The sequence below is a fragment of the Ensifer adhaerens genome (genome assembly GCF_002007205.1).
GTDB lineage: Bacteria > Pseudomonadota > Alphaproteobacteria > Rhizobiales > Rhizobiaceae > Ensifer > Ensifer adhaerens_D.
In genome coordinates, this window is sequence record NZ_LAZS01000014.1 from 281,929 (window position 1) to 307,832 (window position 25,904).

The 25,904-nt window shown below is 63.8% G+C and carries 17 protein-coding genes; 9 read left to right on the top strand and 8 right to left on the bottom strand.

Annotated elements, in window-relative coordinates:
• Positions 1-3: 3 nt before the first annotated feature.
• Both hisC and XB14_RS31595 read left to right on the top strand, forming a co-directional pair.
• On the top strand, positions 4-1,059 hold the full coding sequence (hisC, locus tag XB14_RS31590) for a histidinol-phosphate transaminase (protein ID WP_077968374.1): 1,056 nt from the start codon (positions 4-6) through the stop codon (positions 1,057-1,059).
• A gap of 82 nt (positions 1,060-1,141) precedes the next feature.
• Positions 1,142-1,783 (top strand): LysE family translocator, encoded by a 642-nt coding sequence (locus tag XB14_RS31595; RefSeq protein WP_077968376.1) that lies wholly within the window; start codon positions 1,142-1,144, stop codon positions 1,781-1,783.
• An 18-nt stretch (positions 1,784-1,801) separates the two neighbouring features.
• Here the strand turns inward: XB14_RS31595 and ispG are convergent, their stop codons facing one another.
• On the bottom strand, positions 1,802-3,055 hold the full coding sequence (gene ispG, locus XB14_RS31600) for a flavodoxin-dependent (E)-4-hydroxy-3-methylbut-2-enyl-diphosphate synthase (RefSeq protein ID WP_077968378.1): 1,254 nt from the start codon (positions 3,053-3,055) through the stop codon (positions 1,802-1,804).
• On the opposite strand from ispG, the gene XB14_RS33435 reads away from it, so the two are divergent.
• Positions 3,054-3,191 (top strand): hypothetical protein, encoded by a 138-nt coding sequence (locus tag XB14_RS33435; protein ID WP_179119716.1) that lies wholly within the window; start codon positions 3,054-3,056, stop codon positions 3,189-3,191. The two genes, ispG and XB14_RS33435, sit on opposite strands and share 2 nt — an antisense overlap.
• Before the next feature lie 253 nt (positions 3,192-3,444).
• Here XB14_RS33435 and XB14_RS31605 read toward each other — a convergent pair whose 3' ends face one another.
• Genes XB14_RS31605 through XB14_RS31615 form a run of 3 tightly spaced genes read right to left on the bottom strand, consistent with a single transcriptional unit; the run spans position 3,445 to position 5,824 of the window.
• The gene (locus XB14_RS31605) at positions 3,445-4,629 is read right to left on the bottom strand and encodes an MFS transporter (RefSeq protein ID WP_077968384.1); all 1,185 of its coding nucleotides are present in this window, start codon (positions 4,627-4,629) and stop codon (positions 3,445-3,447) included.
• A 29-nt stretch (positions 4,630-4,658) separates the two neighbouring features.
• Entirely contained in the window at positions 4,659-5,045 is a 387-nt protein-coding gene (locus XB14_RS31610) for a VOC family protein (protein ID WP_077968386.1), read from the bottom strand.
• Positions 5,042-5,824: a DeoR/GlpR family DNA-binding transcription regulator gene (locus tag XB14_RS31615; protein ID WP_077968388.1), complete on the bottom strand. Its 783-nt coding sequence runs from the start codon at positions 5,822-5,824 to the stop codon at positions 5,042-5,044. Before XB14_RS31615 ends, XB14_RS31610 begins: the two co-directional genes overlap by 4 nt.
• Positions 5,825-5,850: 26 nt before the next feature.
• Here XB14_RS31615 and XB14_RS33010 point away from each other — a divergent pair, with 26 nt between their 5' ends.
• From XB14_RS33010 to XB14_RS31630, 4 genes are all read left to right on the top strand, one after another.
• Positions 5,851-6,102 (top strand): hypothetical protein, encoded by a 252-nt coding sequence (locus tag XB14_RS33010; protein WP_143348634.1) that lies wholly within the window; start codon positions 5,851-5,853, stop codon positions 6,100-6,102.
• Positions 6,099-6,872: an amino acid ABC transporter substrate-binding protein gene (locus XB14_RS31620; RefSeq protein WP_077968390.1), complete on the top strand. Its 774-nt coding sequence runs from the start codon at positions 6,099-6,101 to the stop codon at positions 6,870-6,872. The genes XB14_RS33010 and XB14_RS31620 overlap by 4 nt, the downstream gene beginning before the upstream one ends.
• Positions 6,873-6,971: 99 nt before the next feature.
• Positions 6,972-7,652, top strand: coding sequence for an amino acid ABC transporter permease (locus XB14_RS31625; protein ID WP_143348635.1), 681 nt, complete (start codon positions 6,972-6,974; stop codon positions 7,650-7,652).
• A complete protein-coding gene (locus XB14_RS31630; protein ID WP_077968394.1) occupies positions 7,649-8,410 on the top strand; it encodes an amino acid ABC transporter ATP-binding protein in 762 nt (253 codons plus the stop codon). Before XB14_RS31625 ends, XB14_RS31630 begins: the two co-directional genes overlap by 4 nt.
• 119 nt (positions 8,411-8,529) lie before the next feature.
• Here the strand turns inward: XB14_RS31630 and pyc are convergent, their stop codons facing one another.
• Both pyc and XB14_RS31640 read right to left on the bottom strand, forming a co-directional pair.
• Positions 8,530-11,988 carry a pyruvate carboxylase gene (pyc, locus tag XB14_RS31635; RefSeq protein ID WP_077968405.1) on the bottom strand — a complete coding sequence of 1,153 codons (3,459 nt, stop codon included), beginning with the start codon at positions 11,986-11,988 and terminating at the stop codon, positions 8,530-8,532.
• 119 nt (positions 11,989-12,107) lie between these two features.
• Positions 12,108-12,848 carry a helix-turn-helix transcriptional regulator gene (locus XB14_RS31640; RefSeq protein ID WP_077968407.1) on the bottom strand — a complete coding sequence of 247 codons (741 nt, stop codon included), beginning with the start codon at positions 12,846-12,848 and terminating at the stop codon, positions 12,108-12,110.
• Between the two features lie 389 nt (positions 12,849-13,237).
• Here XB14_RS31640 and XB14_RS31645 point away from each other — a divergent pair, with 389 nt between their 5' ends.
• Together XB14_RS31645 and XB14_RS31650 are read left to right on the top strand one after the other, a co-directional pair.
• Positions 13,238-14,995 (top strand): glucan ABC transporter ATP-binding protein/ permease, encoded by a 1,758-nt coding sequence (locus XB14_RS31645; RefSeq protein ID WP_077968410.1) that lies wholly within the window; start codon positions 13,238-13,240, stop codon positions 14,993-14,995.
• Between the two features lie 159 nt (positions 14,996-15,154).
• Entirely contained in the window at positions 15,155-15,787 is a 633-nt protein-coding gene (locus XB14_RS31650; RefSeq protein ID WP_077968412.1) for a LysE family translocator, read from the top strand.
• 23 nt (positions 15,788-15,810) lie between these two features.
• On the opposite strand, the gene XB14_RS31655 is transcribed toward XB14_RS31650, so the two are convergent.
• Both XB14_RS31655 and ndvB read right to left on the bottom strand, forming a co-directional pair.
• Positions 15,811-16,965 carry an OpgC family protein gene (locus XB14_RS31655; RefSeq protein WP_077968420.1) on the bottom strand — a complete coding sequence of 385 codons (1,155 nt, stop codon included), beginning with the start codon at positions 16,963-16,965 and terminating at the stop codon, positions 15,811-15,813.
• A 262-nt stretch (positions 16,966-17,227) separates the two neighbouring features.
• The gene (gene ndvB / locus XB14_RS31660) at positions 17,228-25,855 is read right to left on the bottom strand and encodes a cyclic beta-(1,2)-glucan synthase (RefSeq protein WP_077968422.1); all 8,628 of its coding nucleotides are present in this window, start codon (positions 25,853-25,855) and stop codon (positions 17,228-17,230) included.
• Positions 25,856-25,904 lie beyond the last annotated feature (49 nt).

Consider the following 25,904-nt stretch of genomic DNA (forward strand, 5'->3'; position numbering starts at 1 on the left):
TTCATGAGCAAGTACTGGTCGCCGATCGTCTCCAAGCTGAAGCCCTATGTACCGGGCGAACAGCCGCGCATCGCAAACCTGGTGAAGCTCAACACCAACGAATGCCCCTACGGCCCCTCCGAGAAGGTGTTGAACGCGATCCGCGCGGCGGCAAGCGACGACCTTAGGCTCTATCCCGACCCGCTGGCGCTGAAGCTTCGCCAGGCGATTGCCGCACGCCATGGCGTGACCGCCGAAGAAGTCTTCGTCGGCAACGGCTCCGACGAGGTGCTGGCACACATCTTCGCCGGCCTGCTCAAGCACGACGCGCCGCTGCTCTATCCGGATATTTCCTACAGCTTCTATTCGACCTACGCGCGGCTCTTCGAGATCGATACGGTCGAGATCCCGCTCAACGATCGCTTCGAGATCGATCTCGCCGACTACGACCGCCCCTCCGGCGCGATCATCCTGCCAAATCCCAACGCTCCGACCGGCATCGCTTTGCCGCTCGTCGCCATCGAACGCCTGGTCGCGAGCCATCCCGACCAGCCCGTCGTCATCGACGAGGCCTATGTCGATTTCGGCGGGCAGTCGGCGGCAGAACTCGTTTCGAAGTACGAGAACCTGCTGGTCGTCCAGACCTTCTCCAAGTCGCGTGCGCTTGCGGGCTTGCGCGTCGGCTTCGCCATCGGCCAACGCCCGCTGATCGAGGCGCTGGAACGGGTGAAGGACAGCTTCAATTCCTATCCGCTCGGCCGGCCGGCCCAGGCCGGCGCCGTCGCCGCAATCGAGGACGAGGCCTGGTTCGAGGAAACCCGCGCCAGGATCATCGCCTCGCGTCAACGGCTCACCGCCGATCTGGCCACGCGCGGCTTCGAGGTTCTGCCATCAGGGGCCAATTTCGTCTTTGCCCGCCATCCTGGCCATAGTGGCGAAACGCTGATGAAGGCGCTGCGCGAGCGCGCCGTGCTCGTGCGCCATTTCGCCAAGCCGCGCATCGGCGATTTCCTGCGCATCACCATCGGCACCGATGCCGAATGCGCGCGCCTGATCGAGGCGCTCGACGAGATCTTCTAAGTTGTCTCGGTGACATTTTCGCCGTTTCAAACAGGCGATGGACTGATCTAGCCTCCGGCAACCGAGCCGGAGCTTTTCTCGCATGTTCGACCTGACGCCCTATCTGCCGCAGCTACTCATTGCCTGGACCGCCTATCTGATCGCGACCGCATCGCCGGGACCGGCGATCCTGGCGATCATCACCACCTCGGTCAGTCAGGGACGAAAGGCGGGCCTGGCGCTTGCCCTCGGGGTGCTGACGGGAAGCTACACCTGGGCGATGCTGACGGCCTCCGGCCTCTCGGCGCTGATCCGCGCCTATGGCCACGCGATCATCGCCTTGAAGATCGCCGGCGCCTGCTATCTCTTCTGGCTCGCCTACAACGCGCTGCGCGCCGCCATGCGCAGCGACGAAAGCGCGATCGTGCCGACGGCTAAGGTGCAGACGACGCTGAAGCGGCTCTATCTCAAGGGGCTCGGCATCCACCTGACCAACCCCAAGGCGATCTTTTCCTGGATCATGCTGGTTTCGCTCGGCATGCCCGAGGGGGCGCCCGTCGGCGTTACCGCGACCTTCATCGGCGGCTGCATGGCGATAGGCCTGATGACCTTCTGCGGCTTTGCGATCGTCTTCTCGATGACGCCGGTGCACCGCGCCTATCTGAAGTCCAGGCGGCTGATCGAGAGCCTGATGGCCGGCTTCTTCGCCTTTGCCGGCTTCAAGCTGCTGACGTCGCGGCTTTAGATCCGACGACGCCCGACCTTACTCGGCCGCCGCCTGGCCGCGGCCGTAGCGCTTCTCGATATAGTCGGAAACCAGCGTCTCGAAGTCACCGGCGATGTTGGGTCCACGCAGCGTCATCGCCTTCTCGCCGTCGATGAAGACGGGGGCGGCCGGCATTTCGCCGGTGCCCGGAAGCGAGATGCCGATATCGGCATGCTTGCTTTCGCCGGGGCCGTTGACGATGCAGCCCATGACCGCGACCTTCAGGCCCTCGACGCCAGGATACTTCTCGCGCCAGACCGGCATGTTGCGGCGGATGTCGTCCTGGATCTTCTGGGCGAGTTCCTGGAACACGGTCGACGTCGTGCGCCCGCAGCCGGGACAGGCGGCAACGACGGGAATGAACTGGCGGAAGCCCATGACCTGCAGCAGTTCCTGCGCCACCTGGACCTCGCGGGTGCGGTCGCCGCCGGGCTCCGGTGTCAGCGAAATGCGGATCGTATCACCGATGCCCTGCTGCATCAGGATGCCGAGCGAGGCGGAGGATGCAACGATGCCCTTGGTGCCCATGCCGGCTTCGGTGAGGCCGAGATGCAGCGCATGGTCGGAGCGGGCCGACAGCATGGCATAGACGGCGATCAGGTCCTGAACGCCGGAAACCTTGGCCGAAAGGATGATGCGGTTGCGCGGCAGACCGATCTCTTCGGCGAGATCGGCCGAGAGTAGCGCCGACTGCACGATCGTCTCGCGCGTCACTTCCTGCGCGGTCAGCGGGAAGCCGTTCGCCTTGTTCTCGTCCATCAGCCGCGTCAGCAGTTCCTGGTCGAGCGAACCCCAGTTGACGCCGATGCGCACCGGCTTGTCGTAGCGGATCGCCATCTCGATGATCTCGGCGAACTGCTTGTCCTTCTTGTCCTTGAAGCCGACGTTGCCCGGATTGATCCGGTACTTCGCCAACGCCTCGGCGCAGGCCGGATGGTCGGTCAAGAGCTTGTGGCCGATATAGTGGAAGTCGCCGACGAGCGGCACGTCGAGACCGAGGCGCTCGAGCCGCTCGCGGATCTTCGGCACGGCAGCGGCACTTTCGTCGCGGTCGACGGTGATGCGCACCAGCTCCGAGCCGGCCTTGTGAAGGGCGGCCACCTGCGCCACGGTCCCATCGATATCGGCCGTGTCGGTGTTGGTCATCGACTGCACCACGACCGGCGCGCCGCCCCCGACGATGACGCCGCCGACATCGACGGCAACGGAGGCGCGGCGGGGCTGCGGATCGTAATCGAAGGCGGAAGACATGAAGGCCTCTTCGTGGGTCACTAAGCAGGGCGAGAATGCGGGCAAAACCCACATGGACTTCCTCATCTCACCCTGGCTATTTGCCCATCAGGTGGATGAGGAAAGCCTGATTGTCAACGGCGACATCATGCCCTGACGGCGATTTGATGGCGGCCTTAGGCGCGAGGGCCCCTCATCCCGCTGCCGCGACCTTCTCCCCGCCAGCGGGGAGAAGGAGAATGTCGCATCCTCGTAGCCCCGATCTATAGCGTGCGCCAAGCTTGGGAGGAGAGTTCGAAGCGCGCCGCGTGTTTCCTTCTCCCCGCCTGCGGGGAGAAGGTGGCCGGCAGGCCGGATGAGGGGCGCTTGTGGCCTGCGCAGAACACGCCCGTCCGTGGCTCAATAGATCACTAATGCCCCTTCGCGTGGTCCGCATGCACGGCATGATGCGACAGCAGCAGCACGACGATGAAGAGCACCGGCACCGAGGCGAAGATGATGGCAAAGCCGGTATGCTCGGCAACGAAACCGATCAGCGACGGGGCGAACAGCATGCCGGAATAGCCCATGAAGGTCGCGACCGAGAGGGCGATGCCCGGCTGCAGGCCCGGCATGTTGCCAGCCGCAGAGAAGGCGATCGGCACCATGTTGGAGATGCCGATGCCGGCGATCGCAAAGCCGAGGATGGCGACATAAGCATTCGGCGCCGTTCCCGCGATGATCATGCCGACGAGTGCCGTGACCGTGCAGATGCGGAGCGTCCGTTTGGCGCCGAAGCGGTCCCGCACGAAATCGCCGGCAAAACGCATGGTCGCCATGGTGGCGGAGAAGGCGGCAAAGCCGAAGCCGGAAAGCTCAACGGAGGCGCCGAGTTCGTTGCGCAGATAAAGCGCACCCCAGTCGAGCACCGTGCCTTCGGGCACCATCGAGAACAGCGCCATGATGCCGATCAGCCAGGGAAGCGGTGTCATCGGCAGGCGCAGCTTTTCCTTGGCGGCGCCCGGATGCGGCTTGTCGGCCAGGATCATCGGCCAAGCGGCGACGATCAATACCAGGCAGACCGCCGTGACGACGAGGACATGCGGCAGCACGCCGAAGCGGGCCATGAGGAAGCCGCCGATACCGGCACCGATCAGACCGCCGAGGCTCCAATAGGCATGGCAGGACGACATGATCGCCCGGCGCATCGATTTTTCGACCTCGACCGCATTGGCGTTCATCGCGACGTCCATCGCGCCGGCAAAACCGCCAAGCAGGAACATGGCGACGGCCGCCGTCCAGACATCAGGGACAAGCGTCAGGAGCAGAAGCAACGGCGACAGGATGATGGCGGTGACCTTGACCACCTTCTGCGAGCCCACACGGGCGATATAGCCGCCAGCAATCGGCATGAGCACCAGCGAGCCGATACCGAACATCAGGATCAACAGGCCGAGCACGCTTTCGCTGATGCCGAGCCGGTCCTTGAATTCGGGGATCTTCGGCGCCCAGCTGCCGATGACGAAGCCGTTCAATAGGAAGAGCAGCGAAACCGCCAGCCGGTTGCGGGTCATGTAGCCCTGGCGGACGGTCGCGGAAGGAGAACGTTGGTCCATGGTCTTGCCTCTGTGCCGGGTCGCCCGGCTCAAATTGTGATTTCGATCAGATTTCCATCGGGGTCGCGAACAACAGCCTCGTAGAAGCCGTCACCGGTCCATCGCGGTTTTGCGACCAGAATGCCCTCGGCCTCGGCGCGGGCCGCCATCGCCTCGACTGCCTGCTCGCTGCCGAGCGACAGCGCCACATGCGCAAGGCCGGTTCGCTCTTCGGCGGGATCGCCCGCCCCAACCCAGGGGCCTTCCATGATCTCGAATGCCGGCCCGTCGCCGAGTGTCAGGAACCGCGAACGAAAACCCGGACGCCGTCGGCTTTCATAGATCTCGCCGGCTTCGGCGCCGAAGAACGCCGACCAGAACTGGGCGATCGCCTCGAGGTCCCGGGTCCAGAGCGCCACATGCGTAATCGTCGTCATTCGGCCTCTCCCGCCATCAGGATCTGTGCCCCCGCTGCCTCGAAGGCCGCGCGGTGCTCTGCCGGCGCATCCGCCTCGAGCAGCAGCGTCGCCTTGTCATTGATATCGACGACCCCGTGCGCGGCCGCCGTACCAAGCTTGTCGCTGGTGACGGCGACAACAAGGCGCTGGCTGCGCAAGGCAATCAGCCGCTTGAATTCCGCGTCTTCGAAATAGATCGCCGTCAGGCCCGCGGTCGCGTCGGCGCCGCAGGTGCCGAGAAAACAGAGATCGGGCCGGAGCAGTTCGGCATCGCGCTGCGCCCGCGCGCTGATCGCCGCACCGACGGCGCGGTTGAGCGGGCCGCCGAGCAGGATCAGATCGACACCCGGCTTCTCCATGAGTGCCGTCGCGATCAGCGGCGTATTGGTAACGACGGTGACCTGCAGCTCCGGCTCGATCAGCTGGGCAATGGCGAGATTGGTCGAACCGGCATCGAGGAACACGGTCATATCAGGCTTGATCAGCCCGACCGCCGTGCGCGCCAGCGCCGCCTTGCGTTCCGGCGCCATCGCCACGCGCTCGCTCAAGGTACTGTGGGCCGCCGGGGCGACCGGAAGTGCGCCGCCATAGACGCGCTCGCACAGTCCCGCCGCCGCCATTTCCCTAAGATCGCGGCGGATCGTATCCTCGGAAACGCTCAGCTCAGCCGCAAGGTCGGCAGCCAGCACCCGGCCATTGGCCTTCAACCGCCCCTGGATCAGCGTCTTTCGCTCTCGAAGAAGGAGTTCGCCTGACATTTTTGATCAACCGTGCATAAACGTGCATGAATCGCTATAAATGTGCATATCAACTTTTGAAATCGTTTTCAAGTCGGCGCGGCGACCAAATCGGAGCAGGACGCGAATTCCGACAAACCGTGGCTTTTGCGCCCAACCGGTGCGATTTCGAGGAAAATTCTTCATCAAAACGCTCGGGAATTGGTGTTTTATACGCTCAGATCGCCGATTTTTTATGCGATTGTCCGCTCAATCCGGACGACGGGCCGGACCACAAAGAAGATGGAAAATCACGATGAAACTCCTCCCCACGCTGTTTGCCGCCGCCCTGATGCAGGTTGCCGCGCTGTCCTCCGCTCATGCCGGTGAGAACCTCAATGCGATCAAGTCGGCAGGCGTCCTGAAGATCGGCACCGAGGGCACCTACGCGCCCTTCACCTATCACGATGCCTCCGGCGCGCTCGTCGGCTTCGACGTCGAGATCGGCCAGGCGGTTGCGGAGAAGCTCGGCGTCAAGGCCGAGTTCCTCGAAGGCAAGTGGGACGGCCTGATCGCCGGCCTCGACGCCAACCGCTACGACACGGTCATCAACCAGGTCGGCATCACCGAGGAGCGCAAGAAGAAGTACGACTTCTCCAAGCCCTATATCGCGTCCAAGGCGGTGCTGATCGTCAAGTCCGACAATGAGGAGATCAAGGGCTTCGCCGATCTCAAGGGCAAGAATTCCGCCCAGTCGCTGACCAGCAACTTCGGCAAGCTCGCGACCGCGTCCGGCGCCGAACTCGTCGGCACCGACGGCTTCGACCAGTCGATCCAGCTCGTTCTTACCGGCCGCGCCGATGCGACCATCAACGACAGCCTCTCCTTCCTCGACTTCAAGAAGAAGAAGCCCGACGCGCCGGTGAAGATCGCCGCCGAACAGGCCGACGCCGACTTCTCCGGCATCATCATCCGCAAGGGCGAACCGGAACTGCTCGAAGCCATCAACAAGGCGCTCGTCGACATCAAGGCCGACGGCACCTACGACAAGATCTCGCAGAAGTACTTCGGCGCCGACGTCTCGAAGTAACTCCCGCAGCCGGCCGGTTTCTCCGCCGGCGGTTCTCGGCTATGAAAAGCGATCCGTTCCGGTCCCCGGGGCGGATCGCGCTTTTTGAAAGGCTCGCCCTTGACCACCTGGCTCCCATTGATGTTGGAATCCCTGCCGTCCCTGCTCTGGGCCGGCCTCACCTTTACCATCCCGCTGACGCTGCTTTCCTTCATCTTCGGCCTGATTCTCGGGCTCGTCACGGCCGTTGCCCGTCTGTTCGGGGCGGCACCGGTTGCCTTGATCGCGCGCTTTTACGTCTGGGTGATCCGCGGCACGCCGCTGCTCGTGCAGCTCTTCGTGATCTTCTACGGCCTGCCGAGCGCCGGCATCCTGCTCGACGCCTTCACGGCCGCCCTCATCGGCTTCTCGCTGAACGTCGGCGCCTATACGTCCGAGATCATTCGCGCCGTGATTTCTTCGGTCCCGCGCGGCCAATGGGAGGCCGCCTATTCGATCGGGATGAGCTGGAGCCAGGCCATGCGCCGCACCATCCTGCCGCAGGCGACCCGCGTCGCCGTACCGCCGCTGTCGAACACCTTCATCTCGCTGGTGAAGGATACGTCACTCGCCGCCGCCATCACCGTGCCCGAGATGTTCCAGACGGCGCAGCGCATCGTCGCCACCACCTACGAGCCGCTGATCCTCTATATCGAAGCGGCGCTGATCTATCTTGCCATGAGCTCCGTGCTCTCCGCCCTGCAGGTGCGGCTGGAGCGCCGTTTCGCCCGCTATGGCGGCTTCCTGGAGGCGCGCACGTGATCGAGCTTTCCCACATCGAAAAGCGCTTCGGCGACAATCTCGTGCTGAAGGATATTTCCGTTGCACTCGCCGAGGGCACCGTGACCGCACTGGTCGGCCCGTCCGGCGGCGGCAAGAGCACGCTCTTGCGCTGCATCAATCTCCTGGAGATCCCGACCTCCGGAGCGATCAAGCTCGGCGACGAAAAGCTCGAATTTTCCCCCGGCCGCAAGATCGGCTGGGCGGCGATCCAGCGCCTGCGCCGGCAGACCGGCATGGTGTTCCAGAACTTCCAGCTCTTCCCGCACCAGACAGCACTCGGCAATGTCATGGAAGGCCTCGTCACCGTGCTGAAATGGCCGGCGGACAGGGCGAAGACCCGGGCAATGGAACTGCTCGAAAAGGTCGGCATGGCGCACAAGGCCGACGCCTGGCCGGCGACGCTTTCGGGCGGCCAGCAGCAGCGGGTCGCGATCGCCCGTGCGCTTGCCCCCTCACCGCGCGTGCTTCTCTGCGACGAGCCCACCTCGGCGCTCGATCCGGAACTGGCCGAAGAAGTCGTCGAAGTCCTCAGCCGGCTTGCCCGCGAGGGCACAACCATGGTGATGGCGACGCATGATCTCCGGCTTGCCTCGCGCGTCGCCGACAAGGTGATCTTCCTCGACGGCGGCCTGATCGTCGAAAGCGGCGCGCCAAAGACGATCTTTTCGGCACCCGAGCGCGAGCGCACCAAGAAGTTCATCGCTTCGCTCAGTGCCCCGCACGACTACGAGATCTGAAGGGAAGTATTGGGAGGAGAAGCTGGCCTAGGCGCTAAGCAGCCGTCGTCTCGTCCGTCGCAAAACAAAAACGACCGGATTCGCATCCGGCCGTTTCTGTCTATCCGTGTGGCAAAAGCTTACGCGTCGAAGACGATCAGCAGGTCCTTGGCGTCGATCTGGTCACCGGCCCGCACCAGAACTTCGGCGACCGTGCCGTCCTTCTCGGCGTGCAGCGCCGTTTCCATCTTCATCGCCTCGATCGAAAGCAGCACGTCGCCGGCCTTGACCGACTGGCCGGCGGCAACGGCGACCGTCGAGATGACGCCCGGCATCGGTGCGCCGAGCTGGGCGGCATTGCCGCCTTCGGCCTTGCGGCGCACGGCGCTGGTCGCACTGCGGTTGCGGTCCGGTACCTTGATCAGGCGCGGCTGGCCATTGAGTTCGAAGAACACCTTGACCATGCCCTTCTCGTCGGGCTCGCTCTTGGCCTGGTGCAGGATGACCAGCGACTTGCCCCTCTCGATTTCCGGCTGCAGTTCCTCGCCCGGTCCAAGCCCATAGAAATAGGCCGGTGTCGGCAGCACGCTGACTGGACCATAGGTGTCGGCCGCGACCGCGTAATCGGTGAAGACCTTCGGGTACATCAGATAGGAGGCAAACTCGAAGTCGTCGACCTTGCGCTCGAGCTTGTCCTCGATCGCCTTGCGCTCCGCATCGAGATCGGCCGGCGGCAGCAGCGAGCCGGGAACGGCGGTGTAGGCCTTCTCGCCCTTCAGCGCCTTCTTCTGCAGCGCTTCCGGCCAGCCGCCCGGAGGCTGACCGAGATCGCCCTTCAGCATCGAGACGACCGAATCCGGGAAGGCGATATCCTTGGCCGGGTTCTCGACGTCGGCAACCGTCAGGTCTTGCGAAACCATCATCAGCGCCATGTCGCCGACCACCTTGGAGGACGGTGTCACCTTGACGATATCGCCGAACATCTGGTTGGCATCGGCATAGGCCTGGGCAACGCGGTGCCACTTGGTTTCCAGCCCGAGCGAACGGGCCTGTTCCTTGAGGTTGGTAAACTGACCGCCCGGCATTTCGTGCAGGTAGACTTCCGACGCCGGTCCCTTGAGGTCGCTTTCGAAGGCAGCGTACTGGTAACGCACTGCTTCCCAATAGAAGGAGATGCGGCGGATCCATTCGGGATCGAGGCCCGGATCACGCTCCGAGCCGCGCAGCGCCTCGACGATCGAGCCGAGGCAGGGCTGCGAGGTGTTGCCGGAGAGTGCGTCCATCGCCGCATCGACCACATCGACGCCGCTATCGACGGCGGCAAGCACGGTTGCAGCCGCAATGCCCGAAGTGTCGTGCGTGTGGAAATGGATCGGCAGATCCGTCGCTTCGCGCAGCGCCTTGAAGAGCACGCGCGCGGCGGCCGGCTTCAACAGGCCCGCCATGTCCTTGACGGCGATCATGTGCGCGCCGGCCTTTTCGAGCTCGGCCGCCAATGCCGTGTAGTACTTGAGATCGTACTTCGGGCGGGCCGAGTTCAGGATGTCGCCGGTGTAGCAGATTGCCGCCTCGCAGATGCGGTTCTCTTCAGCAACGGCCTCCATCGACACGCGCATGTTGTCGACCCAGTTGAGGCAGTCGAAGACGCGGAAGACGTCAATACCGCCCTTCGCCGCCTGGCGCACGAAGTACTTCACGACGTTGTCGGGGTAGTTCTTGTAGCCGACGCCGTTAGCGCCGCGCAAAAGCATCTGCAGCAGCAGGTTCGGCGCGTCCTCGCGAATGCGGGCGAGACGATCCCACGGGTCCTCGGTGAGGAAGCGCATGGAAACGTCGAAGGTCGCACCACCCCAGCATTCCAGCGAGAAAAGCTGCGGCAATGCGCGGGCATAGGTGCCGGCGACACGGGCGATGTCATGCGTGCGCATGCGGGTGGCAAGCAGCGACTGATGGCCGTCGCGCATGGTCGTGTCGGTGAGGAAGACCTGTTTTTCTGCGCGCACCCACTCGGCGAACTTCTTCGGGCCGAGCGCGTCGAGCTTCTGCTTGGTGCCGGCGGGGATGTCGCCCTGAATGAACGGCACGACCGGCTTTGCCGCATCCGCCGGTGGCTTCGGGCGGCCCTTTGCCTCCGGATGACCGTTGACGGTGACGTCGGCGAGGTAAGTCAGGAGCTTCGTTGCACGGTCCTGGCGCCTGACCTGCTGGAAGAGTTCCGGCGTCGTGTCGATGAAGCGGGTGGTGTAGGTGTTGTTTCGGAACTGCTCGTGGCCGATGATCGCCTCGAGGAAGGTGAGATTAGTCGCCACCCCGCGGATGCGGAATTCGCGCAGCGCCCGGTCCATGCGGCTGATCGCTTCTGCCGGCGTGCTGCCCGAAGCCGTGACCTTTACCAGCAGCGGGTCGTAATAGCGGGTGATGTAGGCACCGGTATAGGCCGTGCCGCCATCGAGCCGGATGCCGAAACCGGCCGCCGAGCGATAGCCGGTGATGCGGCCATAGTCGGGGATGAAGTTCTGTTCCGGATCTTCCGTGGTGATGCGGCACTGCAGCGCGTGGCCGTTGAGGCGGATGTCCGCCTGGTCAGGCACGCCCGATGCCGGCGTGCCGATCGCCTCGCCGTCGAGAATGTGGATCTGCGCCTTGACGATGTCGATGCCGGTCACCACTTCGGTGACGGTGTGCTCGACCTGGATGCGCGGGTTCACTTCGATGAAGTAGAACTTGCCGGTGTTGACATCCATCAGATACTCGACAGTGCCGGCGCCGATATAGTTGGTCGCCTTGGCGATCTTCAGCGAGTAGTTGGCCAGTTCCTGCCGCTGCGCATCGGAGAGGTAGGGCGCCGGCGCGCGCTCGACGACCTTCTGGTTGCGGCGCTGGATGGAGCAGTCGCGCTCGAACAGATGCACGACATTGCCGTGGGTATCGCCAAGGATCTGGCTTTCGACGTGGCGGGCGCGCTCGACCAACTTTTCGAGATAGACCTCGTCCTTGCCGAAGGCGGCCTTGGCCTCGCGCTTGGCTTCGGTGACCTCGCGGATCAGGTCCTTCGGGTCGCGAATGGCGCGCATGCCGCGACCGCCGCCGCCCCAGGAGGCCTTGAGCATGACCGGATAGCCGATCTCGGCGGCCAGGCGATGGATTTCCTTTTCGTCGTCCGGCAGCGGATCGGTGGCCGGCACGACCGGAACGCCGACGGAAATGGCGAGGTTGCGCGCCGCCACCTTGTTGCCGAGCTGGCGCATCGTTGCCGGCCGCGGACCGATGAAGATGATGCCGGCGGCATCACAGGCATCGACAAATTCAGGGCTTTCCGAAAGCAGACCGTAGCCCGGATGAATGGCGTCGGCGCCCGAGAGCTTGGCGACGCGGATCACTTCCTCGATCGACAGGTAGCTTTCGATCGGCCCGAGGTCACGGGCCAGATGCGGACCGCGGCCGATCTGGTAGCTTTCGTCCGCCTTGAAGCGGTGCAGCGCCAGTTTGTCCTCTTCCGCCCATATCGCGACCGTTTTCAGACCGAGTTCGTTTGCAGCGCGAAAAACGCGGATGGCAATTTCAGAACGGTTGGCAACAAGGATCTTCGAGATAGGCAAGTCGGTCTCCTCAATGACTTGATATTGCGGGAAATGCTGCACCCGCGAAATAAAGTATTAGCGAGTCACCGGGCAGAGCGCAATTTCAGATGCGACAGGAAACCGAATGCCTTTCGACTTTAGGAAATCAGGCCGAGACGGAAGGCGATCGCCACAACGTGGTGGCGGTTCTTGGCCTTCAGCTTTTCCTGAATTCCGTTCATGTACCAGTCGACCGTGTGGCTCGATATGTCGAGCACCTTGCCGATGTCGTTGGAGGTCATGCCGTCGGCCAGATAGTTGAGCGCTTCCATTTCGCGCCGCGTCATCTGCACCTCGACGCGCGAACCGAGTTCGGCCGAAACTTCCGGGTCGGTCAGGTCGAGCAGCTTCCAGAACAGCCGCTTGGCAATCGAATCGAACAGGCTGATCTCGACCGGGCTCAGATCGACGACGCGACCACCGACCGTCAGGTTGCCGAGCAGGCCGCGCCGGCCGTGCACCGGGAAGATATAGCCATCGTAGAGGCCATGGTTGCGCGCCTCGATCATCATGCTTTCCATGCGCTTGCGATGCGGATCGGAGCGAAAGGCAAAAAGCGTGTCGCGCCAGCGGAAACCGCGCTGGGCGTGGCCGAGGTAGCGGATGGTCGGATCGATCACAACGAACTTCTTGCGGATGTAGATCTGCGGCCAGCCCTCGGGCCAGCGACCGGCAAGCAGCAGCCTCAGCGGATTGTCATGCGGCTTGGGCTGGCGCACGACGCCGTAGAAGTCGAAGCCACAGCGATCGAGCAGGCGCTCGAACTCCGGGATGATTTCCTCGCGAGTCTTCATCTCCTCCAGAAGCGCGAGAAACTGTACGAGCAGCGTAATGTTCATGGATCACCTTCCAGGTCGATGCATATGGTCGCATTTCCGAATCCGGACATAAAGGCACCGTTCAGCGACCATTCATGTTGCACCCGCGATAATCCGTCATACCACGCCCGGTCTTATGCGAAATATGCAAGAAATCGGAGTTGGCACGACAGATAGCAGACTATGAATATTCTCGCCAAGCTCGCAGACGAGCGAAACGGGAAAACGAGTGGCTGTCCATGCGTCCGGCTACGGCTTCCCATTGCCGCCAAAGACCGTCTCAGCGCGGCCCCGAGGTTTTTGAGGCGCGAATGCTCTCATGCCCGCCACGGCAAACCTCGAGGACGCGGGTGCATCTGCCGCAAAAGATCCGCGGCGCGTCAAATCCGGTACCCGGAAGGGGTGAGACAGTGTCATTGTTCCAGGTGTATGCAAGAGCGCTCAGTTATCTTGCGGTCCACAAGTTCCGTGTCTCGGCGATCGTCCTCGCCAACGTCGTTCTGGCCGCCATCACGATCGCCGAGCCGATCCTGTTCGGGCGCATCATCGACGCCATCTCGTCAAAGGGCGAAGTCACGCCGATGCTGCTCATGTGGGCAGGCCTTGGCGTCTTCAACACCGTCGCCTTCGTGCTCGTCGCCCGCGAGGCGGACCGGTTGGCCCACGGCCGCCGCGCCACGCTTCTGACGGAAGCCTTCGGCCGTATCGTTTCCATGCCGCTCGCATGGCACAGCCAGCGCGGCACGTCCAACGCGCTGCACACGCTGCTGCGTGCCTGCGAAACCCTCTTCGGCCTCTGGCTCGAATTCATGCGCCAGCACCTGGCGACAGCTGTCGCGCTGATGCTGCTCATCCCGACCGCCTTTGCCATGGACGTGCGCCTGTCGCTGGTTCTCGTCGTGCTCGGCGCGGCCTATGTCATGATCAGCAAGGCGGTGATGAGCCGCACCAAGGAAGGCCAGGCTTCGGTCGAGAACCACTACCATACCGTCTTTTCCCACGTTTCCGACGCGATCAGCAACGTCTCGGTCGTACACAGCTACAACCGCATCGAGGCTGAAACCCGCGAGCTGAAGAAGTTCACCGAGCGGCTGATCTCGGCGCAGTTCCCGGTGCTCGACTGGTGGGCGCTCGCAAGTGCCCTGAACCGCGTTGCCTCGACCATCTCGATGATGGCGATCCTCGTGATCGGTACCGTTCTGGTGCAGCGCGGCGAGCTCGGCGTCGGCGAAGTCATCGCCTTCATCGGTTTTGCCAACCTGCTGATCGGCCGTCTCGACCAGATGAAGGCCTTCGTGACGCAGATCTTCGAAGCCCGCGCCAAGCTCGAGGACTTCTTCAACCTCGAAGACGCTGTCCGCGAACGCGACGAGCCGGCAGGCGCGACCGAACTGCCGCCGGCTGTCGGCGAAGTCGAGTTCCGCAATGTCTCCTTCGATTTTGCCAACACGAACCAGGGCGTGCACAACGTCTCGTTCACGGCCAAGGCCGGCCAGACGATCGCCATCGTCGGCCCGACCGGCGCCGGCAAGACGACGCTCGTCAACCTGCTGCAGCGCGTCCACGATCCGCGTGACGGCCAGATCCTGATCGACGGCAACGATATCTCGAAGGTGACGCGCAAGTCGCTGCGCCGTTCGATCGCCACCGTCTTCCAGGATGCGGGCCTGATGAACCGTTCGATCTCGGACAATATCCGGCTCGGCCGTGATGACGCGACGATCGAAGAAGTCATGGCTGCCGCCGAAGCGGCTGCAGCCTGCGACTTCATCGAGGGCCGCACGACCGGTTACGATACGGTCGTCGGCGAGCGCGGCAACCGCCTGTCGGGCGGCGAGCGCCAGCGTGTGGCGATCGCCCGCGCCATCCTCAAGAACGCGCCGATCCTGGTGCTCGACGAGGCGACCAGCGCGCTCGACGTCGAAACCGAGGCTCGCGTCAAGGATGCGATCGATGCGCTGCGCAAGAACCGCACCACCTTCATCATCGCCCACCGGCTGTCGACAGTGCGTGAGGCCGATCTGGTGATCTTCATGGATCAGGGCCGGGTCGTGGAGATGGGCGGCTTCAACGAGCTCAGCCAGAGCAACGGCCGCTTCGCTGCCCTCTTGCGCGCCAGCGGCATCCTGACGGACGAAGACGTCCGCATGAGCCACACGGCAGCATAGGCTGCGCGCTTGAAGCCAAGCCGCAGAAGATCAAGCCACCCGCCGTCAAACGCGGGTGGTTTTCTTTTGGTCACCCTGCAGGGGCGCACCGAGAAGGCTTGCCATTCTGGTGATTGCTGGTAGTCCGGAATTCCGGCTTCAATTCCAAGGGAATCACCAATGCCGGATATATCCACGATCACAGTTTTCGCCGCAGCAAGCCTCGTGCTCACCGCCACGCCCGGCCCTGACATGCTGCTCATCGCGTCTCGTAGCGTAAGCCAGGGACGCGCAGCCGGCTTCCTCACCTATGCCGGCATCGCAGCCGGCACCTATTGCCACGCACTGGCCGCCGCACTCGGCCTCTCGCAGCTCTTCGTCACCGTTCCGATCGCCTATGAGATCGTGCGCTGGGCCGGCTGCGCCTGTCTGCTTTACCTCGCCTGCAAGACCGTCCGCTCGCATGCATCGAGCGCGTCCCCGACATCGACACTCAAGCGGCTTTCGAGCCGGCGGGTTTTCGGCGAGGGGCTGATGACGAACCTGCTCAATCCGAAGATGGCACTCTTCGTGCTGGCGCTCTTTCCGCAGTTCGTGGACCCGAATGGCGGGTCGATGCTCCTGCAGATGCTTCTGCTCGCGACCATCCTGAACGGGATCGGCTTGCTCGTGAACGGCTCGGTCATCCTCGCCGGCAGCCATCTGCGCGCAAGGCTCTCCGGTTTCCGGCGTTTCCCAAAGCTGCCGCAATACCTTCTCGCCGGCGTGTTCACGGGGCTCGCCTGCCGCCTGGCGCTTGGCGCCAGAAACTAGACATCCGACAAAAGGCGGCGCTTCTACGCCGCCCTTAGCGGTTTGGCGGACGCGATACCGTGCAGCCATTCGAGATAATAGGCATAGGCGAAATGCAGGCCGATGCCGGCGAGCACGAAGAGGCTGCCGAAGATCGGGTTTCTCCCGGTGACGAACAAGAGCACCTGGCCGGACATCGCCAGGATCGTGCCGAAGATGAAGATCGGCAGCGAATGACGGCCGACGACAGCAAGCGGGTGATCGCTGTCGAGCTTGGCAAGGTTGCTGATCCGAGGCGTCACGGTGATGATGTAGCCAAGCGCCAGCACATGCAGCAGTCGCGGCAGAGACAAAAAGGTCTTGTCGAAGCCGGTGAGCACCGCCGGAAGACCGAAGGAGAGGTCGATGCTCCAGAAGGAAAAGAGCACCCAGACGGCGGAAACGGCAAGGTAACCACAGGACAGCACGATCAACCAGGGCCACCGCGGCACGGTTGCGCCGTTGCGCACATAGGTCATCATGACGACGCCGATGACGAACAGGAACTGCCAGGACCAGGGATTGAGAAACCAGTAGCCTTCGTCGAGGAAGTTCGACGGCACAAACTTGAAGATGCCCGCGGCGAGCCAAAGCGCGGCGGAGAGCAACAGCAGCAGTTTCTTGCTGACGTCATTCAGCCAGAGGATGCCCGGTAGCAGCAGGAACAGCGCCGCGTACATCGACAGGATGTTGTTGTAGCCGAGCTGATGTCCGAGCAGCACCATGGCGACGATGCCCTGCTCCGTCTGCTCCACCATCGGGCGGATGTTGATCTCGCCGATCAGGTCCTGCCGGCCGAAATAGATCGCGCCAGCCGCAAAGATCGCCAGCGTGACGATGCTGGTCATGATGTGGGCGACGTAGAGCGCCAGCGCCCGGCGCCAGATCTTCAGCGTCATGGCAAGCCGCCCGCGGGAGACGAACTTGCCGCCATAGGCGATCCCGACCGACAGGCCGGAGATCAACACGAAGGCTTCGGCGGAATCGGAAAAGCCGAAGTTCTTGTGCGTCAGGTATTCGAGATATTGTCCGGGAACGTGATTGACGAAGATGGTCAGAAGACACAGCGCCCTGAACACATCAAGGCGTGTGTCGCGCTCCCTCGGAACCAATCGGGCGGACATCGGCTCGACGCCACCCTGAAAAGTCTTTTGCAGCATGCGGTCCGTTTTCCAGGATTTGGCGCCCCTGCCCCATCCCTGTTGAAACGGGTACCGACGTCCCGCCTTTCGCGCGATGCCCGGCACCATGAAGGAGAGCGGGATGCCATCTGCAGGCGGTTTCCCGCCCTGCACCCCGCTCACGAGATCTAGGGCGCAACACTCGGCCGTCGAGGTCGCGCCGCCGGCACATCCGCAAAGAAAAACCGGCCTTGCCCTTGCGGGAACAAAGCCGGTTTCATCCTGTCTTCAACGCCGGCCGTTACAGCAAAATGCCTTCATGCGCGTTTTTTGTGACACTATTGTTGACGCTGACGATCGGCTCGCCACTTTTCTTGTCGCGCTCGACCGAAATCTTGTGCCGCGCGCCGTTGAGCGTCACTTCGGCCGAGTAGCCGTTCCAGGCTGCCGGCAGCACCGGGCGGATGACCAGCCTGTCGCCCTGCCTGCGAATGCCGAGGATGCCCTCGACGCCGACACGGTAGAGCCAGCCGGCAGATCCCGTATACCAGGTCCAGCCGCCGCGCCCCGCCAGATCGCCTTCGCCATAGATATCGGCGGCAACGACATAGGGCTCGACGCGGTAGTGCTCCGCCGCCTCGCGGCTTCCCGCATGGGAAACCGGGTTCAGCATGTTGAACACGCGCCAGGCCTCTTCGGCCCTGCCCTGCTCGGCAAAGGCCAGCGCCACCCAGGTGGCCGCATGGGTATACTGCCCGCCGTTCTCGCGCACTCCCGGCGGATAGGCCTTGATGTAGCCCGGATCCTGCGACGTGCGTTCGAGCGGCGGCGTGAACAGCCGCACGATGCGCTGGTCCGGATCGACGAGTTCGGCCATGACCGCATCCATCGCCTTCAGCGAGCGCTGCTCGTCGCCCTCGCCCGAAAGCACGCTCCAGGACTGGGCGATAGAATCGATCCGGCACTCCAGCGCCTCGCTCGTGCCAAGCGGCGTGCCGTCGTCGTAGTAGCCACGACGATAGTAGTCGCCATCCCATCCGGCGGTCGCAAGCGCCTTCTTGAGCGCATCGAGGTGCGCCTCCCAGCGGGTAACGCGCGCTTCATCCTTGCGCTCGCGAGCGTAAGGCAGGAAGCCGCGCAGCGTGCCGGCCAGGAACCAGCCGAGCCAGGTGCTCGTGCCCTTGCCTGCCTGGCCGACCCGGTTCATCCCGTCGTTCCAGTCACCACCGAGGAACAGCGGCAGGCCGTTGTCGCCGGTGCGCTTGATCGCGAGATCGAGCGCGCGGGCGCAATGCTCGTAGACATCGCCGATTTCCTCGGAGATCTCCGGCTTATAGAAGGCGTCGTGCTGGCCTTCTTCGAGCGCCGGCCCGGTAATGAAGGCAAGGCGCTCGGCAAGAAGATCCGTCGTACCGGTCACCGTGTTGTAGCGGGTCACAGCATGAGCGAGCCAGACGACGTCGTCCGAGATCATCGTGCGCACGCCGGCGCCCGTTCCGGGCAGCCACCAATGCTGCACGTCGCCTTCGACGAACTGGCGCGCCGCGCCGTTCAGGATCTGCGCGCGTGCCAGTTCCGGACGATGGATCAGGAACGCCAGCGTGTCCTGCAGCTGGTCGCGGAAACCAAAGGCGCCGCTCGCCTGGTAGAAGGCCGAGCGTGCCATGATGCGGCAACCGAGGCTCTGATAGGGCAGCCAGTTGTTGATCATGGCGTCAAAAGCCGGATCCGGCGTTTCCACTTTCACGATATCGGTGAAATCGCGCCAGAACGACTTCTGCGCCTCGAGCACCGTATCGAACGCGGTTTGGCGCAATTCGCCGACGACGGCGCGAAGCTGCTCCTCGTTGTCGGCATCGCCGAGAATGAAGGTGACCTGGCGCGCGGCGCCGGGCTCGATCGTCAGATCGGTCGCGACGACCGCGCAAGGGTCGCCGTCGACATCGACGGAGCCCGAGAGATCCGCCCCCGAAAGCACGGCCTGCGGCATCAGGATGCCACCGATCGCGCCCAGGAACTCCCGTCGGCTGGAAGTGTAGCCGGCCCCCTCGCCGCCATCCACGGTGAAGAAGGCGGAACGCCCGCCAAAGTCGATGCTGTACGGGTTGGTCGCGACCAGAGCCGCCGTCTCTTCGTCCCACTTCGAGAGAATGAAGGGAGCCGAGCGGGCGCGATTATTGCCAAGCACCCACTCGTTGTACCCGTAGAGCCTCAGCTGGCGCGCCGTCGCCCCGCGGTTGCGGATCGAAACGCGGACCAGCTTGGCCGGCAGGCTGCGATGGACCGTTTGGGTTGCCTCGATGTCGAGATCGTCCTGGCTGCTGCGGAAGGTCGAGTAACCGAGCCCGTGCGCCGTTTCGAAGACGACCGAACGGCGGCGCGAGAGCGCCGCATAGGGCGTCGACACCGTGCCGCTCGCCATGTCGCGGATGAAGATCGCCTCGCCCGGACGGTTGATGACCGTGTCGTTGGTCCAGGGTGTCAGCTGGTAGTCGCGCGAGTTGCGGCTCCAGGAATAGGCAGCACCTTCCGCCGAAATGTGGAAGCCGAAGCTGTCGTTGGAGATAACGTTGATCCAGGGCTGCGGCGTCGCTTCGCCGCCGCGCAGGCGCACGACATACTCCCGGCCGCCATCGGCAAAGCCGCCGAAGCCGTTCCAGAAGGAAAGACCGTCGCCCTTGATCTCCGCCGGATCGGCGTCCGCCGCCTCCTGCGGTGCCGCCAAGAGCGGCCCGACGAACTCGCTGCTCTTTTCGGAGCCCTTTACCGGCGCCGGCGAATAGAGCGAGTTGGCACGGGCGATCTGGTCGGAGATCGTGCCGTTGCGGGCGTGGAAGACCGCACGCGAGGCCGACAGCAGCGTCGACCACGTCTCGGCTTCCATCAGGTCGCGGCGGACCGAGAAGATGTGCTGGCGCGGGCCGTCCGAAAGGCCGCGCAGCCGCAGGTTCTCGCACATGGAATCGAGCGCGTGCTGCATGTCCTGGGCATAGGACGAGGCGCGCTCGTTGATGATCACGAGATCGGCGGTGATGCCGCGGGCACGGAGGTATTCCTGGGCGCGCAGCGCTTCACGGGCAATGCCGAGGTCACCGTCGTCGTTGATCCTGAGGCAGAAGATCGGGTAGTCGCCCGAAATCGCCAGCGGCCAGAGCTTCGACTGGGAATCGAGACCGGCCTGCACGGTCGCCGTATCGGCTCGCAGGTGCATGTCCGGATAGACGAGGTAACGGCCGAGCATCTGGAAGCTTGCGGCCTCCTGCGAGGTCACGCCGACATGGCGCATCTGCACCTGGCTGCGGGTCCAGGCGTGGATGAGCTCCTGGTTGAAGGTTTCCGGATGGCGGTAGCGGTCGATCGCACGATCGACCTCCTCGCGGCTCGGAGCGGCGATCGTCCAGAAGACGACGCTCACCTTCTTGCCGGCGGGCACGCGAACGACCCGGCGCAGCGACATGATCGGATCGAGCGTGTAACCGTCGGTGCCCGAAAGCACGGCATCCGTATCGAAGGCAGCGGCTTCCGCCAGCGTCCGGCCCGGGCCGATGAAGCGGCGACGGTCGGTCTCGGCTTCCGTGTGGCGATCGCTGCCGGCATTGTCGGTGACGAGATGCGCCACTTCCATGTCCGGATCGCCGGAGCTGCGCTTGTTGCGGCTGACGCGAATGACATCGCCGCGACGGCTGATTTCCGTGCGCACGAACATCTTCGAGAAGGCCGGATGGGCACTGTCGGCCTCATCGGTCGAAAGCACCGGCTCGGCATAGGAGGTCACTTCGATGAAGCGGTCCTGGGTGCCGGTGTTGAGCAGGATGACCCGGCGCCCTTCGGCGTCGTGCTCGGTGGCGACGATGCATTCCACCTCGCTGATGAGGTCGCCGACGGTCTTGACGAATTCCGCCTTGTCGTCGCCGAAGCGGGTCAGCACCTTTTCGCCGGCAGCACGCCGCGGCTCCGAAGTCGCCGACCACCAGTCACCGGTGGTCGTGTCGCGCAGGAAGATGAAGGTACCGGTGCGGTCTTCGACCGGATCCGGCTTCCAGCGGGTGACCGACTGGCCGTTCCAGCGCGCATAACCCGCGCCGTTCGCCGTCAGCATCACCGAATAGTGGCCGTTGGAGAGGAACACGGTCTCGCGATCCTGCGAAAGCGGGTTCTCGATGATGCGGACTTCCGGCCGCAACAGGTCGTCCTGGCCCTTGCCAACCGATTCCGGCTCGCGCTTGGCATTCATGATCGGGATGTCGCGCGGCGCCTTTTCCTGCAGCAACAGCTCGGCAGCCTCGATCACCGGATCGGCGTGGAACCACTCGCGCAGGCGGCCATTGAAGACGACGTTGGCGACAGCCGCGATCGACATGCCATGGTGGTGCGCATAGTAGTTGCGAACGACGGCGCACTTTTGCCCTTCAGGCACGCGCGTCGGCGTGAAGTCGACGGCGTCATGGTAGCCGTAGGCACCGAGCGCGCCGACCTCGCGAAGGCGTCCAAGATTAGCGAGCGCCGATTTCGGATCGTACATGCAGGCAAGGATCGAGGCGTAGGGCGCGATGACCGCGTTCTGGCCGAGGCCACGCTTGAGGCCGAGCGTCGGTACACCGAAGTTGGTGTACTGGTAGGTAAGCTCGTGGTCGCGCGCGTTGAAGGCGGCTTCCGAGATGCCCCAGGGCGTGCCGAGACGGCGGCCATGGTTGATCTGCTCCTTGACCACCAGATTGTTGGTCTGGTTGAGGATGCCGCCCTGCCGCTCCTGCATGACCAGCGGCGGCATCAGGTATTCGAACATCGAGCCGGACCAGGAGATCAGCGCGCCGCGCGCGCCGATCGGCACGATCGGCCGGCCGAGCTTGTACCAATGCTCGGTCGGAAGATCGCCCTTGGCGATGGCAAACAGGCTGGTGAGACGGGCTTCCGACGCCAGAAGGTCGTAGCAGGCCTCGTCGAGCTCGTTGGCGTTGACGCGGAAGCCGATCGACAGCAGGCGCCGCTCCGGACGGAACAGGAAGCCGAAATCCATCGAGAAGGCGATGTCGCGTGCCCGGTCCTTCATCACCAGCAGGCGCTGGCGCAGCGATTCGATTGCACCGAGATCGAAGACGCCATCGGCGATATGGGCTTCGCAGGTGGTGACGAGCGAGTTGGCCCACTTCGTCACTTCGCTGCTTTGCGGCGTGCGCACCTCATGGTCGAGATTGACCGTGAGCTTGTGCATGTCGCGGGCGAGCACCGCGAGGTTGATCACCCGGATGGACGCGAACTCGTGCTCGCGGATGACCGCCGCGAGCGCGTTCTGGAAGCCGACGATGCGCTCCTCGATCAGGCGGCGCAGCGGGCGCACCGTCTTGCGGTCGTCCGGCAGGTCGCGCAACACCTCCTGAAGGATCGCAACGACGTCGCCGATACCGGTGAGGCTGCCCTGAACATGCGCCGACGGCGCTTCCGCCCAGTCGCGACACATTGACGAGACGGCGATCAGATGACCGGCCAGATTGCCGCTGTCGACCGACGAAATGTAGCGCGGCTCCATCGTTTCGAGCGTATTCGTCCGGTACCAGTTGAACAGGTGGCCGCGATACTTCGGCATCCGGTCGATCGTGGCGATCGTCTGCTCCAGCCGGTTGATCGTCTCTTCGAAGCCGATCCAGCCGAAATCGCGCGCCGACATGACCGAGAGCAGGTAGACGCCGATATTGGTCGGCGACGTCCGCTCGGCGAGAACCGGCTGCGGCGTTTCCTGGAAGTTGTCCGGCGGCAGGAAGTGCTGCTCGGCGGTGACGAAGGTCTCGAAGTAGCGCCAGGTGCGGCGCGCGATCAGCCGCATTTCGTCGATCGCCTCGTCGGAGACGACGAGCTGGTCTTCGGTTTCAGCCGACTGGCTGACGAACCAGGCGACGGCAGGCGACAGCGCCCAGAGCAGCGCGAAGGGAATGCCGATGAACGGCAGGCCGGTGTCGGAGATCGCCGCAAGTGCAAGCGAGATCGCCGACAGCGCCGGCGCGATCCACATGGCGCGGTAATAGTCACCGATGGTGCCGTGGCCAGCACTCTGCACCTGCGCGGCCGTGCGCCATTCCAGCATCAGCTTGCCGCTGACGAAGGTGCGGTAGAGCGAACGCACGATCGCGTCGCCCATCATCGCCGCATTATGGGCGATGAAGACGATACGCAGCGCCACCTGCGCGTTGGCGGCGCGGACCTCGGTCAAGACCGCATGCAGGTGCGCTCGGGCAACGATGTCGTTGCGGCGCGGCAGCAGGCCATTGATCAGCGACAGGGTCGGCGCCACGAACAGGCTGAAGATCAGCACGATCTGCCAGATCAGCGCTTCGGTCGGCTCCATGTAGTACCAGCCCATGACCGAGGCCACGAGCCAGGCGAGCGGGATCAGCGATCGCCGCAGGTTGTCGTACATCTTCCAGCGCCCGAGCATCGACAGCCCGTTCGAGAAGTTGAAAATGTAAGGCAGAAGCTGCCAGTCGCCGCGCGCCCAGCGATGCTGGCGCGACATCTCGACCTCGTAGCGGGTCGGGAAATCCTCGACGAGCTCGACGTCGGTCACCAGCGCGCAGCGCACATAGGAGCCTTCGAGCAGGTCGTGGCTGAGAACGGCGTTTTCCTGGATGCGTCCCTTCAGCGCCGCCTCGAAGGCGTCGACATGGTAGAGGCCCTTGCCGGTGAAGCTGCCTTCGCCGGCAATGTCCTGGTAGACGTCGGAGACCGTGAAGACGTAAGGGTCGATGCCACGGTTGGAGGAGAAGATGCGCTGGAAGGCGGAGGCTTCGCTGCCTGTCGTCAGCGACGGCGTCACGCGCGGCTGCAAAAGGCTGTAGCCGGCGATCACGTTCTGCGTCTTCGGATCGACGACCGGACGGTTGATCGGATGGTACATCTTGCCGACGAGCTTCGTCACCGCATCGCGCATCAGGCGCGTGTCGGAATCGAGCGTCATCACGTATTGCACGTTATCCGGCACCGTATTGGCGCCCTGCAGGAACGAGGTGTCGCGGTCGCCGCGAAGCAGCATGTTCAGCTCGTGCAGCTTGCCACGCTTGCGCTCCCAGCCCATCCAAACGCCTTCCTGCTCGTTATAGAGGCGGCGGCGGTGCAGCAGATAGAAACGCGTCTTGCCGTCATAGGCGTAGCGCGCCGAAAGCTGCGCGATCTCGCGCTTGGCGTAGTCGAGCACGTCGGCGTCGGCGCTCGATTCCTCGTCCTTGCTGTCGGCCCAGTCGCTGACCAGTGCAAAGTAGATTTCGCCGCGCGGGTTGGCGAGATAGTGAACCTCGAGATTGCGCACGAGTTCGTCGACGTGATCGCGCTTGGAGATCAGGCACGGCACCGCGACAAGGGTGCGGGCGTCCTCGGGTATCCCGTCGAGGAATTCGTATCCGACCAGCCGGGACGGTTTGACGAACAGCGTCACCAGCGTGTTGAACAGGCCCATCGCGCCTTCCGAGGCCGGCAGCGCGAAGAGAAGCAGCATGATCAGCTTCGCGCCACTCGGGATCGCCATCGGGCTGACGAACGAGTAGACGGCGATCATCGCCAGGATGGTCAGGAGAATGTTCGGCCCGGCGATCGCAAACCAATCGAGCCTGCGGCTGAGGCGGATGATGGTCTGCAGCACCGACGGTCGATAGCTGATCTTCTTTTCCAGAAGCTTGCGTTGCTTGCCGACGAGGAACGAGCCGACATTCGGCTGCTGCAGCGGCGCTTCCGTCTCGGCCGCGACTTCCGCCTCGCGCACCATCTGGATGGCGATCTGGGTCACTTCGAATTCGCTGTGGCCCGAACGGCGCGCCAGCTTTTCGATCGTGTCGCGGTACTTATTGCGCGAACCGAAATCGAGCGCGGCGTAATCGGAGCCTTCGCGAAGTGCAGCGTCGATCTTGCTGACGCTTTCGAACCAGACGGCCCAATCGGTGTCGTCAATCTCGCGCAGGCTACGGATGATGTTGCTCATCGTCGCATTGCCCGACGACAGGCGGTTCTGCTCGGCGACCAGCGCGCTTTCGACGTCGCTGCCGCGCTTTTCAAGCTGTTCCTCGATCCAGCCGATGACGGCACCCGAGGTCTGCGATCCGTCGCGCATGCGGTAGAGCAGTTGCGCCACGAAGGTGTTGTCGGCCGCCAGCGCTTCCGACTCCACAAGCAGCGTGCGCGACTTTTCCGGATCGCTGAGACGGATGATCTGGTCGGCGACGTCGTTTGCCTTGCGCCGCATGCCGCGCGAGCGTTCGACGCGGATGGCGATCCGTCTGAGGTTCTCGATCAGCACGAAGCGCAGGATCGACGGCAGCGCCCAGAGTTCGCCGATCTTGAAGGTGTCGTGCTTCTGGAAGCCCTCGACCATCGCCGTAATGCTTTCGCGCGTCACCGTGCTGTGGGTATGGGCGGCATAGAGCCAGGCGAGCGCCATGGTGCGCGGGATCACCGTGCCCGAAACCGAAAGCGTCGGGAGCTGGCGATAGAACCGGCGCGGGAAATCGCGCCGCACTTCCTGGATCGCCTCTTCGACGACGTGATGGTTGTCGAGCAGCCATTCGGCGGCCGGCGTGATCGTTGCGCCGGCCTCGACGTCAGCGGCCGTCGCCCGGTAGACGCGCAGGATTTCGTTCTCGTTTTCGCGATGCCGCGGCCGGAACTCGAACGGGAAGAACCCTGGCAGCGAGGAAACACCCTTCGATGCGAGATCCTCGCCGCATTGCCGGAGGTCCTCCATCGAGAAGAAGGTGGCGCGGATCGAATCGTTGTAATCGATCTGCTTCGCTTCCGGTTCGCGCGGAGAGGTGGGCGGCGTAGTTTGGAGCTGCATGGGTACGGGTTCTGAATCCAACCGGGGTTGATCGGTCCGGCCCTCGTCGGGGTGCCGGGTTGGCTGCGGTCCTGAGAATTCAGGCTGAGCCGGCGCATTGCTAGACACGGTCATGTGTCCTCCCATCCACCGTCATTTCCCGAAAAACCGGGACCTGGCGGTA